This window comes from Bacillus sp. BD59S, assembly GCF_007363175.1.
GTDB classification, from domain to species: domain Bacteria; phylum Bacillota; class Bacilli; order Bacillales; family Bacillaceae_G; genus Bacillus_A; species Bacillus_A pacificus.
In genome coordinates this window covers 4306427-4322747 of the sequence record NZ_CP034686.1, presented here as the reverse complement: position 1 = coordinate 4322747, position 16321 = coordinate 4306427, and the positions used below count along the sequence as shown (strand labels likewise).

Sequence of the window (16321 nt, the reverse complement as noted above, 5' to 3'; positions counted from 1 at the left end):
AATCATAATTTCCCCACTCTCGTATTTTTTTCGCTAGACTAAAGTATCTGAGCTGGAAAATACGCTACGTGTATGATTCGTCAATACGATGCCACATGCTCCTTCGAGCGATCATGATATCAAAATCCCTTCCTTCAAGATTTATATTATTATATCATACTTTCAAAAAATGTATGCGGATGGAAACCGACAATAAACGGAGGAAATCTACAAAAATTGTTATGTTTAAATATTTTTGTAGAAAAGCCTAAGTTATTTTGGAGAATTGGACAGTTTTTTAGTTTGTCCAATAAGTAAGAAAAGAAGAGTTTTTATTCAGTTGTATTCTTATCATCACTTCTATCTTTAAAAAACGCATCCCAGCTAATCACACTTAAAAAAGTTAAAGCGATAATAACGAAAGCGCGCGCATAAGTGTAAGGCCTCCTTTTGTACATAGTATATGAATCATTTACTTTATAATGTGTCATGTTTTTACAAGTTTTAACTATTATGAGAGTATATTAATATAGATAGATGAAGAGGAGAGTGAAAATATGCTAAAAGACATGTTTAAAAGAAAAGAATTAATATGCGTTTCATGTCAGAAAAAGATTCAATATGAAGAAGAGCTAGTTGCTTTTGTCAAGTTACCGAAAGAAAGAAGTATATTAGTTGGCCCATTTGATGTGTGTTTGGCGAAGACAGCACAAGAGGTATATTGTAAATCGTGTTACGACAAAAAAGCATGACCCAAAGTAATTGAGGGGCATGCTTTTTTTATTGGTGTGCTTTCCCCTCAGATACATTTTGAGTGAGTCGATACCAAAGCCAAAGGTCATTAATGATGGAAGCGAGATCGGCAATTTCTGAATTCAGTTCGCAAGAAATTTCGAAGTCTTCTTCGTTATTTAAATGATGCTGTTTTGCATTAATATAATGTTCGAGTTCTTTTATACGATCAGGAATCTTTCCGCGAACTTGTTCCCACTTTAATAAAATCGCATGTTGCATTTTTTCGGGGATATCTTCCCAGTCTTCTTGTAAATGCGGAATTTCAATTCCGAGATGTTCATCGTATAAGAAATACTTTTCCATAAGTTCACCCCCGTTTTCCTGCTTATATTGTACAAAAAAACAGAAAGAAGTTCGACGAAATTGTTTGAAAAAATTTGAAAATGACTCTTGATACATTTTGTAAAAGGTGTTAAAGTGTGAATTATTATAAAAGAAAATGAATATTTATTCTTTAGGGGGATGTAAAATGGAGAAGAAAAAAGTTGTATTAGCATATTCCGGAGGTCTTGATACTTCCGTTGCAATTAAATGGTTACAAGAGAAGAATTATGATATTATCGCGCTTTGTTTAGACTTAGGGGAAGGTAAAGACTTAGCATTTGTGAAAGAAAAGGCACTTTCAGTAGGTGCAATTAAATCATATATGATTGATGTTCAAGAAGAATTTGCAAATGAATATGCATTGATGGCGATGCAAGCACACACGCTATATGAAGGGAAATATCCTCTTGTTTCTGCATTATCTCGTCCACTTATCGCGAAGAAATTAGTAGAAATTGCGGAACAAGAAGGCGCGACTGCAGTGGCACACGGATGTACAGGGAAAGGGAATGATCAAGTTCGTTTTGAAGTTTCTATTCAAGCATTAAATCCTTACTTAGAAGTGATTGCGCCTGTACGTGAATGGAAATGGTCACGTGAAGAAGAAATTGCCTATGCAAAAGAAAACAATGTACCAATTCCGATTCATTTAGATAGCCCGTTTTCAATCGATCAAAACTTATGGGGACGCAGCAACGAATGTGGTATTTTAGAAGATCCATGGGCAGCGCCGCCAGAAGATGCATATGAGATGACATTAGCATTAGAAGATACACCGAATAAACCAGAGTTTGTAGAAATCGGTTTTGAAGCAGGCGTACCGACGACTTTAAATGGTACTGCATACCCACTCTCAGAACTAATTAAAACGTTAAATGCACTTGCTGGAAAACATGGCGTTGGACGTATCGATCACGTAGAAAATCGCCTTGTCGGTATTAAATCGCGTGAAGTATATGAATGCCCAGCAGCGATGACATTAATTACGGCGCACAAGGAACTGGAAGATTTAACACTCGTAAAAGAAGTAGCACACTTTAAACCGATGATTGAGCAAAAAATAACAGAACTTATTTATAACGGTTTATGGTTCTCGCCTTTAAAACAAGCGCTTCATGCTTTCTTACAAGAAACGCAAAAAAATGTAACAGGCATGGTGCGTGTGAAATTATTTAAAGGTCATGCAATTGTAGAAGGGCGTAAATCTGAGTACTCTTTATACGATGAAAAATTAGCAACATATACTGCTCAGGATGAATTTAATCATGATGCAGCAGTTGGATTCATTTCATTATTCGGTTTACCGACGAAAGTATACAGCCAAGTGAATCAAAAGAAGGTGGAAGCGTGAGCAAACTTTGGGGCGGACGTTTTACAGAAGAAGCGGAAGCATGGGTTGAAGAGTTCGGAGCATCCATCTCCTTCGATCAACAATTAGTAAATCAAGATATAAAAGGAAGTATTGCGCACGTCACGATGCTAGCAAAGCAGGGCATCGTTACGAAAGAAGAAGCAGAGAAAATAAAGATAGGTCTTCAATATGTATTAGAAGAAGCGAAACAAAATAAACTGCATTTTTCCGTTGAAGCGGAAGACATTCATTTGAATATCGAAAAGATGTTAATTGAAAAAATCGGTGAAGTAGGCGGAAAACTTCATACTGGCCGAAGTCGTAACGATCAAGTAGCGACAGATATGCACTTATATTTAAAAGAAAAAGTAAAACATATTATGAAAGCTACAAAACAATTGCAGACGGTTCTTGTTCATCAAGCAGAAAATAACATTGAGACAATTATGCCTGGCTATACACATTTGCAGCGTGCCCAGCCAATTTCATTTGCTCATCATATTCTCGCTTATTTTTGGATGTTAGAGCGTGATGTGAATCGTTATGAAGATTCGTTAAAGCGTATTAACATTTCGCCATTAGGAGCAGGAGCGTTAGCTGGGACAACATTCCCGATTGACCGAGAATATAGTGCGGAGCTTCTTGGATTTCATGGAATCTATGAAAATAGTTTAGATGCAGTAAGCGATCGTGATTTCATACTGGAGTTCCTAAGTAACTCCTCTATGCTTATGATGCACTTATCACGCTTTTGCGAAGAACTTATTTTATGGAGTAGCCAAGAGTTTCAATTTATTGAAATGAGCGATCAATATGCAACGGGAAGCAGCATTATGCCGCAAAAGAAAAACCCGGATATGGCAGAACTTATTCGTGGTAAAACAGGCAGAGTGTACGGTAATTTATTTAGTTTACTTACAGTAATGAAAGGATTACCACTAGCTTACAATAAAGATTTGCAAGAAGATAAAGAAGGAATGTTTGATACAGTAAAAACAGTAGAAGGCTGCCTTCATATTATGGCGGGCATGTTAGAGACGATGACTGTAAATAAAGAAAAAATGGGGCAAGCTGTAACACAAGATTTCTCTAACGCAACAGAAATTGCTGACTACTTAGCAAACAAAGGACTACCATTCCGTCAAGCTCATGAAATTGTTGGGAAGTTAGTGCTACATTGCACACAAAAAGGAATTTATTTATTAGATGTCCCGCTTGAAACATATAAAGAAATGAGTTCGTTATTCGAAGAAGATTTGTATGAAGTTCTTTCACCATATGCAGCTGTAAAACGTCGTAACAGTGCTGGCGGGACTGGGTTTGAGCAAATTGAAAAAGCTTTGGAGAAGGCGAAGGGGTTAGTTGGAGAGATTGTAGGAATTAAATGATGTATGAGATAGAAGGTAAGGTGCTTTTTATAGAAAGCACCTTACCTTTTTGTATTTAGATTTTTACAGGAGTATTTATCATTTCATAATTATTTTTCATAATCATAAAATGATGTTTTTCATGTATCGCTAATAGTTGAATAGATTGAATCAAATTAGGGTAGTGAGCAATTGGATCTAAAAATACGATATGTCCTGCAATATTTTCTTCTATATTTTGAACGAGCTTTTTTATTTCATTTGTTTCACGTGTAAGTAATTCTTCTAATTGAGTTACATTCATAGATTGATAGACTTTTTTTGAAGGGATTAAAATCCAAGGTGCTTTCATTCCTTTGCCATGCTTTTCTTTATATTCGGCATAAATGTCATGTATGTCAGTTGCAAATGGGGCATTTTTTCTTAGCTTTGCATAAGGGATAAGGGTGAATGAGAATTTAATCGCTACTTTGAGCATTTTTGTAATTAAATATAAGTGATAAAAATGCTCCCCAATAGACCATTTTCCATTCTGTGGGCGATACCATAGTTGTTCTTGAGATAGTGAATGGAGATGAGGAAGGAACTCGCTCCTTTGTACATGTAGTGTATGAAAATGTTTTGAGATATTTTCAGATTTCATATTTTGACACCCTTCACATTTTTCCTAATTATAGCATTTTTCGTGTGGATGTAAGTAAGCCTAGGGCAATTTGCTCTAGGCCTACAATGTATCGATTAATCATACTTATGTCGATCTTCCGTAATTCGAATATACTCAATATCCATTAAATCTCGCAGTAATGCACCGTTACTTAGTTCCACGCCGTGTTTCTCTTTAAAATGAGTGCGAATCGTATCTAGCATTTCAATTTCTTTGCCGCTCACGTCTAAAATAATGCGTTCAGAATCATCCATATAGCATCCTCCTTTTTTAAACATATATATTTTGTCCGTCTATTTCTAAAAAATGTATGTTAACGTAATGTTAGGAAAAAAAGAAAGGAATGGAAAATGAGACGTATTTATTTTATAGGTTTAATTTTGTACACCTTAATTGTATTACACGTTGCATTCCCAAATATCTTTTCATTTGAGGATGTAGAGACAGTACACGTTGGGATATTTATCTGTATTCTATTTGTAGTAGATTGCTGTATTTCGATATGGCTTTCGAAAAGAAAACATGTACAACAAGATAAAAAAGAAATGGAACGGAAAAAGAGAAAACGTTCATTTTGGATAACGACGTATTGTTTTTCTTTAGTGATTGCTGCCGCTTTTTTTAGTGAGCATGTTCCATTAGAAAGATTAAATATTGGCTTTGGAGCGTTCGTATTTGCATACTATTTTTTCATGCACTTTCTTCCTTATATGAAAGAAAAGCGAGGAGAAGAGGAATATCCGCTTGTAGAAGAAGCGAGAGAACAAGAGCATAAGAGAATAGAAGAAGATATAAAGAAACTCGGGGAACAAAAATGGTATTTGAAATCTAAAATCATATATGTTCTTTGCTTTATTACGCCGCCAATTGGCTATTTGTATGTTTTCTTTCTCCGTAAAAAAATGACAGAAGATGCAAGACAATCTTATTTAACAGTAGCTACGATTATGATGGCATTGTGGTCCTTAAAATTTCTTCCGCCTTATGTGTTGGCAATTACCGTTGTTGTTATAGCTTGTCTAGTATTTCTAGTAAAATATGTGAAATGAAAACCACCAAGCCCATCTGGACTTGGTGGTTTATTTATAAATTAAAGCTCACCTTGCTCCTCATCACCACGAACAACAAGGACATCGCATTTCGCATAGCGAATAATATGTTCAGAGACGCTACCAATTAGGAAACGTTCAACAGCATTTAAACCAGTTGCACCACACATAATTAAATCTACTTTATGATTTGGAGCGATTTCTTTTGAAATTTTTGATTTAGGATTACCAAATTCTAATACAGTTTCAATTTTTTCAAGGCCAGCTTCAAGCGCAGTTTTTTTGTAGTCTTCTAATAAGTCTTCTGCAAATAGATTTGCACGTTCAGCAATTGCACGGCTATAAGCTTCTACTGCTGAGTATGCTTTTACATCAACGATATGAGCAATAGTTAATGTTGCATTGTTGCGTTTTGCGACTTGAATTGCTTTTTTAAAGGCTTTTTCTGCTTCTTTAGAACCATCCACCGCGATTAAAATATTTGTATATGTATTATTCATAGTAAATTCCTCCCAATCATTTTTATTACCGTTTACAACTTTATTATAAAACAAATTTTGGTAATGTGCTTATCGGAAACGTTACAGAATTTCGAAAACTCTGTTTTGATTCATTTTAGTTGTAATTGGTGCGAGAACTTGTTACATATGAACTATAGCAATTTAAAAGGAGGCAGTTTTGTGAGACATGCGCTCATTACAGCCGGTACGAAAGGTTTAGGAAAGCAAGTAACAGAAAAGTTATTGGCTAAAGGATATTCAGTAACAGTAACGTATCATAGCGATATCACGGCTATGGAAAAGATGAAAGAAACATATAAAAATATGGAAGAGCGTCTACAATTCGTGCAAGCGGATGTCACGAAAAAGGAAGATTTACATAAAATAGTAGAAGAAGCGATAAGCCGTTTTGGCAAAATTGATTTCTTAATTAATAATGCTGGTCCATATGTATTTGAACGAAAAAAGTTAGTCGATTATGAAGAAGATGAATGGAATGAAATGATTCAGGGTAATTTAACAGCGGTATTTCATTTGTTGAAACTTGTCGTTCCGGTTATGAGAAAACAGAACTTTGGCCGTATTATTAATTACGGATTTCAAGGGGCGGATAGCGCACCGGGATGGATTTATCGTTCAGCTTTTGCCGCAGCGAAAGTAGGACTTGTTTCATTAACGAAAACAGTTGCTTACGAAGAAGCTGAATATGGTATTACTGCAAACATGGTATGTCCTGGTGATATTATTGGTGAAATGAAAGAAGCGACGATTCAAGAAGCACGTCAGTTGAAAGAACATAACACACCAGTTGGTAGATCTGGAACAGGTGAAGATATTGCAAGAACGATTGCGTTTTTATGTGAGGACGATTCCGATATGATTACCGGTACAATTATTGAAGTGACTGGTGCAGTTGATGTTATTCATAGACATCGATAGAGAAAAATAAAGAGAAGTTTCGAATAATTGGACAGTTTATCCTTTATGCAAAGAGGTGCGGATAATACTGTCCTTTCATGTAAGATTAAATCTATCGGAAAACTTGTATTATTTTTTGTCAAATATTGAGATATTATGTTAAAATATAAGAGCGTAGAAAGCGCTTTAAAAAATGATTCAGGGGTCATTTCATAACTCAAGGGGGAACTAATCATGCGTATCGGTATTCCAACAGAAATTAAAAACAATGAAAACCGCGTGGCAATGACGCCAGCGGGAGCAGTACATTTAGTACAAAATGGTCACGAAGTTTTTGTTCAAAAAGGAGCAGGTTTAGGATCTGGCTTTACAGATGAAGAATACGTACAAGCTGGTGCGAAACTTGTAGAAACTGCTGAAGAAGCATGGAATCAAGATATGGTTATGAAGGTAAAAGAGCCAGTAGCAAGTGAATACGGCTATTTCCGTGAAGGTTTAATTTTATTCACATACTTACACTTAGCTCCAGAACCAGAATTAACGAAAGCATTAATTGATAACAAAGTTGTATCAATTGCATACGAAACAGTACAATTAGACAATCGTTCACTACCATTACTTGCACCTATGAGTGAAGTAGCAGGTCGTATGTCTGCACAAATCGGTGCACAATTCCTTGAGAAAAACAAAGGTGGTAAAGGTATTTTACTTGCAGGCGTTCCAGGGGTAAAACGCGGCAAAGTAACAATTATCGGCGGTGGTCAAGCTGGTACAAACGCAGCTAAGATTGCAGTAGGTTTAGGTGCAGATGTAACAATCATTGACTTAAGTGCAGAACGTCTTCGTCAATTAGATGATATTTTCGGTAACCAAGTAAAAACATTAATGTCTAATCCATACAACATTGCAGAAGCTGTAAAAGAATCTGATCTTGTTATTGGTGCAGTATTAATTCCAGGGGCAAAAGCGCCAAAACTTGTAACAGAAGAAATGATTCAATCAATGGAACCAGGTTCTGTCGTTGTAGATATCGCGATTGACCAAGGTGGTATTTTCGAAACAACTGACCGTATTACAACTCACGACAACCCAACTTACGAAAAACATGGCGTTGTTCATTATGCAGTTGCTAATATGCCAGGTGCGGTTCCACGTACATCAACTCTTGCATTAACAAACGTAACAGTACCATATGCAGTACAAATTGCGAACAAAGGCTATAAAGATGCTTGCTTAGGCAACACTGCATTATTAAAAGGTATTAATACATTAGATGGATATGTAACATTCGAAGCGGTTGCAGAAGCGCACGGCTTACAATACGCTGATGCGAAAGAGCTTCTTGAGAAAGCTCCTGCTTTATCATAATAGAAATACATTTGAGACCTTCCTTTATGAGGAGGGTCTTTTTTTATAAAAAAATTGTAAAAAATTGTTGTATATTACTATAAATATTTAGTGATTGTGATAATTTAGAATTATATAAACTTTTGAAGGGAGGGATTAGATTGGGCAGAAAAAGTAAGCGAAGGAAGCATAAAAAACAAAGAGGAGTGATAAGGAGTAAACATGAGTTAGTAGTTACGAAAAAGAAGCCTAGGTCTAAAATTGCAAGTGGTTTAATAGATGCGGCGAATGTTATGTATTTTATTGTCATGGGTATTATTTTTATTAACTTAATTAAGTTACCAGTTTCAAATTTATCTTTACATGTATTTGTACTTATTATTTTTTTAATGTTAGCTATTTTAGTACATGTTTTAGTGTTTGGAACATTACTATCAACTAATAAGAATGGTGGAAAAAAAGTACAAAAAAAGAAAAGAAATTCGTCTTATTATGCAAGCTCATCAAGTGGATTCGGTGACTACAGTAGCAACGATTGTAGCAGCTCAAGTGATGGTGGAGGAGATTGCGGAGGTGGTGGAGACTAAGCTAGTTTTTCAGAAGAACGACTAATGAAAGGATGAGACGAAAGATGGAAACTGTGAACTTAATAGAATTAACAAAGGACATTCAAGATCAACATAGAAACTTCGTTGTTTCAAACGTGAATAATCATTGCTTACGAATCGCTGTATTTACTGGTGAATATGATTGGCACTATCATTCTAATTCGGATGAATTATTTATTGTACTAGAGGGAGAATTACTTATCGATTTTGAAGATGGAGAAACAGCGGTATTAAAGCCAAATGATTCTATTTTAATTCCAGCATGCACGATTCATAGAACGAGAGCATTAAAGAGAACGGTAAATCTTTGTTTTGAAAATATAGAGGCGGATACGATTAAAGTGGAGCAATTATGAAACGATTAGCTGTAGCCGAGTATAGAAAAATTCTTCCGATTTTAGAAGGCAATACAAGAACAACGACTTTTGCTTATGCGGTATGTGATCAAGTGATAGATGGTGAGATTTTTGTAAACGAGAAGTTAACAGCAGGACTAATTCGTACAGCTAATGGTATTTATTATTTATTTGGTGATACTGATGATCAAAATTATAACGAAGATTTATTTTCGTATATAAAAACGTCTATTGAAAAAACAGAGAAGAGATTTACATTGTTCACTTCGAGTGACGAGTGGGAAATGATGATAGAAGAGCGTTTTAGTCATGTACTTCGGAACATTCCGCGAATGAAATTTCAAAGCGTAACCTTTGAAGAGAGAAAACGAGATTGTAACAAAAATACATATGAAGTGAAGCGTATTGATAGAAGAGATATAGAACGAAGCAGTGAGTTTACAGAGGAGTACTACAAAGAATACTGGGGATCAAAAGAAACGTTTTTAAACGGTGGTTTTGGATTTTGTATAGTACAAGAGGGAATGATTGTAGCGGAATGTGTTTCAATATTTAACGGGAATGGATTTGCTGAAATTGATATTGTGACGCAAGAAGCATATCAAGGGAAAGGATTAGCACAATCTGTTGCAACACGGTTCATTGAACATTGCATGCAAAATGATATTACACCGTGCTGGGATTGTTATGTAGACAATATTTCTTCGCGAAAATTAGCTAACAAATTAAGTTTTCATAATCCAGTAGAATATAGTTTATTTGTACGTAAGAAAACGGGGGAATAAAAATGAATGTAGAATTAACGAGATTTAAAGTAAAGCCTGGTAAAAGTCATCGTGTAGATGAATGGATGCAGCTTCTTAATGACAATATGAAAGAAGTACTTTTGACATTAAATGACGAAAAGATGTACGTTGAGACAATTTTCCGGGAAATAAGAGATGGAGAAGAGTACTTATATTGGTATTCTGTGCAAGGAGAAGGCGGGGCCCTTGTCGAAAATTCTCATCATGAAATTGATAAAAAGCACTTAGCGTTTTGGTATGAGTGTATTGATGAAGAAGCACCTTCTGTTGATATGAAAACAGAAGTCGTTATGATTCAAGATGTTGTGAAGGATGCGATGAAATAATAGAATAGTATTTTTGAGAGAAGCACATCAAAATGGATGTGCTTTTTATTATTAAAATTTTTTTAAGAAAAGCTGTATACATTTTACGCTCTCAAACGTTGAGTATATAGAAAGGAGAGCTAGATGAGCCATGATACATTTGAATCGTTATTAATAGAGAAGTCAAAAGCTGTGTTTGGATACTTAATTAAGATTGGAGCAAATAGAAAAGAAGCAGAAGATATTGTACAAGATACGTTGTATAAAGCTTTATTGCTTATGGAGGAAATACCGTTAGAGCATTTAACACCGTGGCTATTTAGAGTCGCAATCAATCAACACCGAGATTTATACCGGAAAGAAAAAAGACTAAATCCCATTGCGATTGAATCTGTCGTTCTTATTGGTCAAAAGTCATTAGATGAAGTGCTTTTAACAAGTGAACTACAAGGCGAGGTACAAGAAATATTGGAGACGATGACGGAGGATTATCGTCATATTTTACTGTTGAAATATGAGTATGAACTATCTTATAAGGAAATTGCTATTTTATTAAGTATGAAAGAAGAAACAGTGAAAACAAGTTTGTACCGTGCAAGAAATCAATTTAAAAAATTGTATAGGAGGAGAAATGATGAGTCGGAAGGACTTTGATTTGAATATGGATGATAAACAGATGAAAGCTTTGATGAAGAGAGCGAAGAGGAAGCAGTTTTGGAGAAATTGGCTTATTTCTATTTGTGCGTGCATTATTGTTATAGTAACTTTGTTTTTGGGTGCATCTTACTTCTCACAGCAAACGTTTAGAAAAATGGAAAGAGAAATGAATGCACTACATATGGTTCAAGGGCCTAATATACGTTTCAGCGGAAGCATGTATTTAAGTCTTGGTATGACAGGAAGTACAGTAATATATAACTCTTATAAAAATATAGCTGGTCAACCAGTGAAATGGGTAAATGATATATACGAATCTGGTATATGGGATTATAGTATGAAGCACTACAATGGTGAGCTTGTTAGTTTGGATGAGGAAAAAAGAGGTGAAGAGGCTGTTATGATACCAGATTATAATGTGCAGACAATGCAAAGGGAAATGAGGTTTTATTTACCTTTCGTTACTTATAAAAATTATGTGAATGACCTGAAAAATATTGGCGATTTGCAAAATAAAGTTGCAGAAGTAGCCTTATCTTTTGATAAATCGTATACAGCTGAACAAATTACTGAAATGCTTCCGAAAAGTGTACAGCCAGTTTGGTTTTGGGTAGATACATATAATGAAAAGAAAAGTGATTCTTATGTAGGGTTAAAAGATCCTAAAAATGGCGCGATATTAAATGCGGAAATGGCTAAAAATGTTTTTGGATTTGAAGGAAGTTATGCAAAAGTAAAAGAAGATGTGAAAAACGATTTAACAATAAACTCAAAAGAGTTTCTATACCAAATGAAGTATTTAGCAAAAAATAGTGAAGGTATACCAAGTGATTATTTTGAACAATATTATAAAGAGATAAAAAACACCAAACCAAAGGACCTACCAATATACGGTGTAGTCGTAACAGGCAAAACAGAGGATTTACAAAGTTTACAAGGAGCACCATATATTAAGGCTGCTGTTAGAGGTGTAACAGTTGAGAAATATTAATTACATCCTATTAATGTGAATAATCAGAAAATTTATGTTATAATATATGAAAAGGAGGTTCATATGAGGCAAATACATGGAGCAATTTATATTTACATAACAATGTTTTTCGTGGCGATATCTTATGGATTAGGGCACGTGTATTCGCATCCTATACTAACTTTTTTAAGCGGAGCATGTATGGCGTTTGCGCTTCTTGTCCACCTTTTCTCAGTTTGGATCGTGAAATTTCAATTAAATATTAGTGAAATAGAAGAAGGCACTTTTTAAGTGGCCTTCTTTTTTTAATAATATTTTGGAAGCTCTTGTAGCAATTTTTCAATTTCATATTCAGTTTCTTTACATATAGACAGTGTACGTAATCTGAAAAATAAGCTACGTAAGAAAGATTTTATATTTCCGTATAGAAATTCGTATGATTCAATATGTAGCGTGGATTTTTTTACTTGTAATTGAGCGACTAAATCATGAAGGGCTAATATGAGTACTTCTTCCTTTAGGTCATTTTGCAGCATTGCTACAATCGGATAAACGATACGTTCATCTTCTTCATATTTGTAATAGATGGAATGAACACAAACTTTGTTTAATAAAGTTTGTAATATTTCTTCGTAATGTAAAGTTTCCAGTTTAGGACTATTCACAAGCGCCTCAAATGTATCGGAAGCATGAGCGATACTATGTGCCCAGCCGTGGTCTTGCACATATCCGCGGAAATCATGCTCGTTGTTCATATATAGAATTAATTGATCTTTTACATTTAAAATATCATTCTGTGATAAGAAATTATGATTTGTATCAGCGTCAATAATGAGCGCAATTAATAATGTTGTAAATGCTCGGGTAAATACTGCATCTTCGTCATTTGAATAAATCTTATACAATAAATATTTTTCACCGGTGCTTTCTAATAGTAGTTTCTGTAATTGCGTGTGTGAAAGGTATTCCTTTTTGATGAGATGATAAAAAGTAGAGTAAATAAGTTTGTCCCTTAAATAGCTATCGGTAACACCGATGTGTTCAAGCATATTGGAACTTAAAGAATCAATGTTAATTGTGTTATCCAGTATGTAATTATTATTACGAATTTCTTCTAACTGTTGTTGTAACATATAAACCTCCTATTTTAGAAAATTCTGTATTTTAATAGTATAATAAGAGGACGAAATAGACAATAAATAAGTGCATTTGAATGGAGGGGCATGATGAAGAGAGCATTATTCTTTTTTATTAGTATTTTCTTTTTAGGAAGCTGCTCGATTTCGTATGTTACTTTTTCTAGCGAGAGCAAAAGTTGGAAGGGACAATATAAAGGCCATATTAAGGATGACAGTGAAGATGGAGTGTTTACGTTTCAATATAAGGGTGGAGATGGGAATACAGAATTTAAGAATTTAGAGATTGCTATTAATGGAGCCTTTAGCACAATGACACAAACGTCAGAAAATCATAAAGGAGCAAAGGTTGAAATGAAGTCTTCTTGTGTAAGTTGCGCGCCTTTATCCCGCTTTAACGGGCAGTAAGACCCCCACCTCAAAATTCAGCGGAAGCAAAGAAGTTAGGTGGGGGATCAACTGTCCGTAAAAGTCCGATTGGTTCAACTAATAATCAGTGGGGGATGAACAAAACCCCCACTGATTAAAGTTTCACTTTATCTAAAGATGAACCGATAGAGATTGTGATTAAATGGGATGATAAGTATGAGGAGAAGATGGTTTTAAAGCCGAAATAGCGTAGAGTGAGGAGTTGCGAATGGATAGGCATATGAAATTTTCTATGTTCATGTTTTTAGGTGTAGTTCTAATCATATTAGTAGCGTGTACTACAAAATCAGTAGAGCAAGTAGCGGTAAAAGATGTACCTAAAGAGGGGTATATCATATTAAGAAATGACACAGTGTTTTTGGCCGATGATAAAACGTTTGAAACAAAAGTAGAGTTACAAAATTATATAGAACAACAAATGAATGAAGAACATCTATCACATACGGTTTTAAGTTTTAAGGATAAAAGCGCATATAATCAATTAAAAACAGGGTGTAAAATAAAAGTATGGTCTTCTCAAACGCTTGAGAGTTATCCAGCGAAAATGATAGTAGAGAAATTCGAAATAGTAGAGAAATAAAAAGGCAGCAATTAAGCTGCCTTTTTATTATTTCACAAATTGTAATTCTTTCGGGAATTTCGTTAAAATTTCTGATCCGTCTTTTGTGATGTAAATATCATCTTCAATACGAACGCCACCTACGTTTGGTACGTAAATACCTGGCTCGATTGTGAAGACCATACCTTCTTTTAATGGAGATTCGTTGCCAGCTTTTACATCTGGATATTCATGTACGCTAATTCCAAGTCCGTGACCAAGGCGGTGCGGGAAGAAGTCGCCGTAACCTGCATCTGCGATAACAGAACGAGCAGCGTTGTCAATTGCGCCAAGTGTAACACCTGGTTTACATGCTTCAACTGCTTGTAGTTGTCCAGCAAGTACAGTGTTGTAAATACGAGTTTGTTCTTCAGAAATCTCGCCGAATGCTACTGTACGTGTAATGTCAGAGCAATAGCCATCAATGATAACGCCTAAATCAAATAGTACGAAATTGCCGCGTTTCATTTTGTTTGCACCTGGAATACCGTGTGGAAGAGCAGAGTTTGCACCAGCTAATACCATCGTATCAAATGACATTTTATGTATGCCTTTTGTTTTTAATTCGTGTTCAATAATTGCTAATACTTCTAGTTCGCTACGATCTTCTTTAATTGCATTTACACCAACTTCAACAGCATAGTCTGCCATTTTAGCTGCTTCGCGTAAAATAGAAAGTTCTTTTTCGTCTTTAATTAAACGAAGTTCACGAACTTTTTCCTCAGCTGATTTGAAAGCTGCATTTGGGAATAGTTTTGTTAATTCTTCGTAGCGCTCTACGTTTAAATGTTCTTTTTCAATTGCAACTGCGTTTGCATTGATGCCGCGGTCTTTAATTGCTTTTGCAATCATATCCCATGGTCTGTCAGTATCAGTAAATCCGATAATTTCATGTGCCCAGCCAGCGTTACGTGCTTGGCCTTCTTCCATTTTAGGGCAAATTAAAATAGGTTCTTTTTCTTGGAATACAAACATACCAAGAAGTCTTTCGTGTGGTTCACAGTGGAAGTTTGTCATGTAGAAGACGTTTGGTGTAGAAGTTAAGAACGCAGCTTCTACGTTTTTTTCTTTTAGCCATTGCATTAAATTTTCTAATCTAGCATTCATCGATTGGCACCCCCGAGATATTTAATTACAAATATAACTTTAACTCGGAAGAAAGCGTTATGACAAGTAAATAGATGTTAGAAAAGACAGGGAATTGAAAAATCATGTAGAATAAAATGTGAGAATGTGAATAGGGGAGGAATGTAATAATGAAAGTATCTTATCATGGGCATTCAGTTGTAAAGATTGAAACGAATGGAAAAGTGATTGTAATTGATCCATTTTTAACGGGAAATCCGAAAACAGATTTAAAGGCTGAAGATGTAAAAGTAGATGCGATTCTTTTATCGCACGGACATGGTGATCATGTTGGAGATACAGTAGAGCTCGCGAAGAAAAATAATGCAGTTGTAGTGGCGCCATTTGAACTAGCGACATTTTTAAGTTGGCAAGGTGTAAAAACACATCCGATGCATATTGGTGGTTCACATGAATTTGACTTCGGAAAAGTGAAGTTTACACAAGCATTCCACGGCTCTAGTTATATTGATGAAGATAATAAGACGATTACATATACAGGTATGCCAGCGGGCATTTTATTTACAGCAGAAGAAAAAACTGTGTATCATGCAGGGGATACTGCTCTATTCTCTGATATGAAATTAATTGGGGAACTAAATAACATTGATGTAGCATTTTTACCAATTGGTGATAATTTCACAATGGGACCAGAAGATGCTGTTTTAGCAGCAAAATGGGTTCAGGCGAAAACTGTTGTACCGATGCATTACAATACGTTCCCAGTTATTGAACAAGATCCATATCAATTTGTAGAAAAGCTACAAAATTGTACAGGGAAAGTATTAGAAGCTGGAGAAAGTATTACACTATAGAAAAAGAAACCCTTCATTTGAAAAGACAAGTGAAGGGTTTTTTACGTGTGTAGAACAGCTTTTAAAGGTTGTATTTGTTTTGATGATTCTTCTCTTTTTGGAAGTGGCTGTTCAGGTGTTTCATTCAATTTCATTGCAACTTTTTTCCCGTCTACGAAAGTTAAAAATACAGCACCTACAACTTCTAATAATTTTTTCATCATGTATCCGCTCCTTTGTTTC

At 35.1% G+C, this 16321-nt stretch carries 22 protein-coding genes and 1 pseudogene; 16 read left to right on the top strand and 7 right to left on the bottom strand.

Annotated features, from left to right (window positions below; translation table 11 throughout):
* Positions 1 to 536 precede the first annotated feature (536 nt).
* Positions 537 to 731, top strand: a complete 195-nt coding sequence (locus EKQ63_RS24660) for a hypothetical protein (protein ID WP_060486558.1) — start codon at positions 537 to 539, stop codon at positions 729 to 731.
* 28 nt (positions 732 to 759) lie between these two features.
* On the opposite strand, the gene EKQ63_RS24655 is transcribed toward EKQ63_RS24660, so the two are convergent.
* Positions 760 to 1077, bottom strand: a complete 318-nt coding sequence (locus tag EKQ63_RS24655; RefSeq protein ID WP_143881785.1) for a radical SAM protein — start codon at positions 1075 to 1077, stop codon at positions 760 to 762.
* Positions 1078 to 1243: 166 nt separating this feature from the next.
* Here EKQ63_RS24655 and EKQ63_RS24650 point away from each other — a divergent pair, with 166 nt between their 5' ends.
* The gene (locus EKQ63_RS24650; protein ID WP_001970907.1) at positions 1244 to 2449 is read left to right on the top strand and encodes an argininosuccinate synthase; all 1206 of its coding nucleotides are present in this window, start codon (positions 1244 to 1246) and stop codon (positions 2447 to 2449) included.
* Positions 2446 to 3837: an argininosuccinate lyase gene (gene argH, locus EKQ63_RS24645; protein WP_087954102.1), complete on the top strand. Its 1392-nt coding sequence runs from the start codon at positions 2446 to 2448 to the stop codon at positions 3835 to 3837. The genes EKQ63_RS24650 and argH overlap by 4 nt, the downstream gene beginning before the upstream one ends.
* Before the next feature lie 55 nt (positions 3838 to 3892).
* Here argH and EKQ63_RS24640 read toward each other — a convergent pair whose 3' ends face one another.
* Entirely contained in the window at positions 3893 to 4459 is a 567-nt protein-coding gene (locus EKQ63_RS24640; protein WP_076873244.1) for a DinB family protein, read from the bottom strand.
* 95 nt (positions 4460 to 4554) lie between these two features.
* Positions 4555 to 4734: a ProA domain protein gene (locus tag EKQ63_RS24635; RefSeq protein WP_140168702.1), complete on the bottom strand. Its 180-nt coding sequence runs from the start codon at positions 4732 to 4734 to the stop codon at positions 4555 to 4557.
* Positions 4735 to 4830: 96 nt separating this feature from the next.
* On the opposite strand from EKQ63_RS24635, the gene EKQ63_RS24630 reads away from it, so the two are divergent.
* Positions 4831 to 5529 carry a hypothetical protein gene (locus EKQ63_RS24630; protein WP_143881594.1) on the top strand — a complete coding sequence of 233 codons (699 nt, stop codon included), beginning with the start codon at positions 4831 to 4833 and terminating at the stop codon, positions 5527 to 5529.
* Positions 5530 to 5570: 41 nt separating this feature from the next.
* Here the strand turns inward: EKQ63_RS24630 and EKQ63_RS24625 are convergent, their stop codons facing one another.
* The gene (locus tag EKQ63_RS24625) at positions 5571 to 6029 is read right to left on the bottom strand and encodes a universal stress protein (RefSeq protein WP_001066673.1); all 459 of its coding nucleotides are present in this window, start codon (positions 6027 to 6029) and stop codon (positions 5571 to 5573) included.
* Between the two features lie 147 nt (positions 6030 to 6176).
* Here EKQ63_RS24625 and EKQ63_RS24620 point away from each other — a divergent pair, with 147 nt between their 5' ends.
* The 9 genes from EKQ63_RS24620 to EKQ63_RS24580 all read left to right on the top strand — a co-directional run bounded on the left by EKQ63_RS24620 (position 6177) and on the right by EKQ63_RS24580 (position 12287).
* Entirely contained in the window at positions 6177 to 6968 is a 792-nt protein-coding gene (locus EKQ63_RS24620) for an SDR family oxidoreductase (RefSeq protein WP_087954921.1), read from the top strand.
* 213 nt (positions 6969 to 7181) lie between these two features.
* Positions 7182 to 8315, top strand: a complete 1134-nt coding sequence (ald, locus tag EKQ63_RS24615) for an alanine dehydrogenase (protein WP_001219405.1) — start codon at positions 7182 to 7184, stop codon at positions 8313 to 8315.
* 140 nt (positions 8316 to 8455) lie between these two features.
* Entirely contained in the window at positions 8456 to 8881 is a 426-nt protein-coding gene (locus tag EKQ63_RS24610) for a hypothetical protein (RefSeq protein ID WP_087996653.1), read from the top strand.
* 44 nt (positions 8882 to 8925) lie between these two features.
* Positions 8926 to 9258, top strand: a complete 333-nt coding sequence (locus tag EKQ63_RS24605; protein WP_061656386.1) for a cupin domain-containing protein — start codon at positions 8926 to 8928, stop codon at positions 9256 to 9258.
* Entirely contained in the window at positions 9255 to 10043 is a 789-nt protein-coding gene (locus tag EKQ63_RS24600) for a GNAT family N-acetyltransferase (RefSeq protein WP_143881593.1), read from the top strand. Before EKQ63_RS24605 ends, EKQ63_RS24600 begins: the two co-directional genes overlap by 4 nt.
* Positions 10044 to 10045: 2 nt before the next feature.
* Positions 10046 to 10390 (top strand): DUF6176 family protein, encoded by a 345-nt coding sequence (locus EKQ63_RS24595; RefSeq protein WP_143881592.1) that lies wholly within the window; start codon positions 10046 to 10048, stop codon positions 10388 to 10390.
* A 123-nt stretch (positions 10391 to 10513) separates the two neighbouring features.
* Entirely contained in the window at positions 10514 to 11023 is a 510-nt protein-coding gene (locus EKQ63_RS24590; protein ID WP_087954108.1) for an RNA polymerase sigma factor, read from the top strand.
* A complete protein-coding gene (locus tag EKQ63_RS24585; RefSeq protein ID WP_001970882.1) occupies positions 11004 to 12017 on the top strand; it encodes an anti sigma factor C-terminal domain-containing protein in 1014 nt (337 codons plus the stop codon). Before EKQ63_RS24590 ends, EKQ63_RS24585 begins: the two co-directional genes overlap by 20 nt.
* A 63-nt stretch (positions 12018 to 12080) precedes the next feature.
* Positions 12081 to 12287: a hypothetical protein gene (locus tag EKQ63_RS24580; protein WP_001248905.1), complete on the top strand. Its 207-nt coding sequence runs from the start codon at positions 12081 to 12083 to the stop codon at positions 12285 to 12287.
* A 14-nt stretch (positions 12288 to 12301) separates the two neighbouring features.
* Here the strand turns inward: EKQ63_RS24580 and EKQ63_RS24575 are convergent, their stop codons facing one another.
* On the bottom strand, positions 12302 to 13129 hold the full coding sequence (locus EKQ63_RS24575) for a DUF2785 domain-containing protein (protein WP_087954110.1): 828 nt from the start codon (positions 13127 to 13129) through the stop codon (positions 12302 to 12304).
* A 93-nt stretch (positions 13130 to 13222) separates the two neighbouring features.
* On the opposite strand from EKQ63_RS24575, the pseudogene EKQ63_RS24570 reads away from it, so the two are divergent.
* A pseudogene (locus EKQ63_RS24570) lies at positions 13223 to 13525 on the top strand (hypothetical protein); the annotation flags it as partial.
* 244 nt (positions 13526 to 13769) lie between these two features.
* Complete coding sequence (locus tag EKQ63_RS24565) at positions 13770 to 14141, top strand: DUF3221 domain-containing protein (protein ID WP_143881591.1); 372 nt, start codon at positions 13770 to 13772, stop codon at positions 14139 to 14141.
* A 27-nt stretch (positions 14142 to 14168) separates the two neighbouring features.
* On the opposite strand, the gene pepQ is transcribed toward EKQ63_RS24565, so the two are convergent.
* Positions 14169 to 15266 carry a Xaa-Pro dipeptidase gene (gene pepQ, locus EKQ63_RS24560; RefSeq protein ID WP_087954113.1) on the bottom strand — a complete coding sequence of 366 codons (1098 nt, stop codon included), beginning with the start codon at positions 15264 to 15266 and terminating at the stop codon, positions 14169 to 14171.
* Between the two features lie 149 nt (positions 15267 to 15415).
* Between pepQ and EKQ63_RS24555 the strand changes: the two genes are divergently transcribed.
* On the top strand, positions 15416 to 16099 hold the full coding sequence (locus EKQ63_RS24555) for a metal-dependent hydrolase (protein ID WP_087954114.1): 684 nt from the start codon (positions 15416 to 15418) through the stop codon (positions 16097 to 16099).
* Between the two features lie 41 nt (positions 16100 to 16140).
* Here the strand turns inward: EKQ63_RS24555 and EKQ63_RS30040 are convergent, their stop codons facing one another.
* Positions 16141 to 16302, bottom strand: a complete 162-nt coding sequence (locus EKQ63_RS30040; protein ID WP_190240625.1) for a hypothetical protein — start codon at positions 16300 to 16302, stop codon at positions 16141 to 16143.
* Positions 16303 to 16321: the final 19 nt, after the last annotated feature.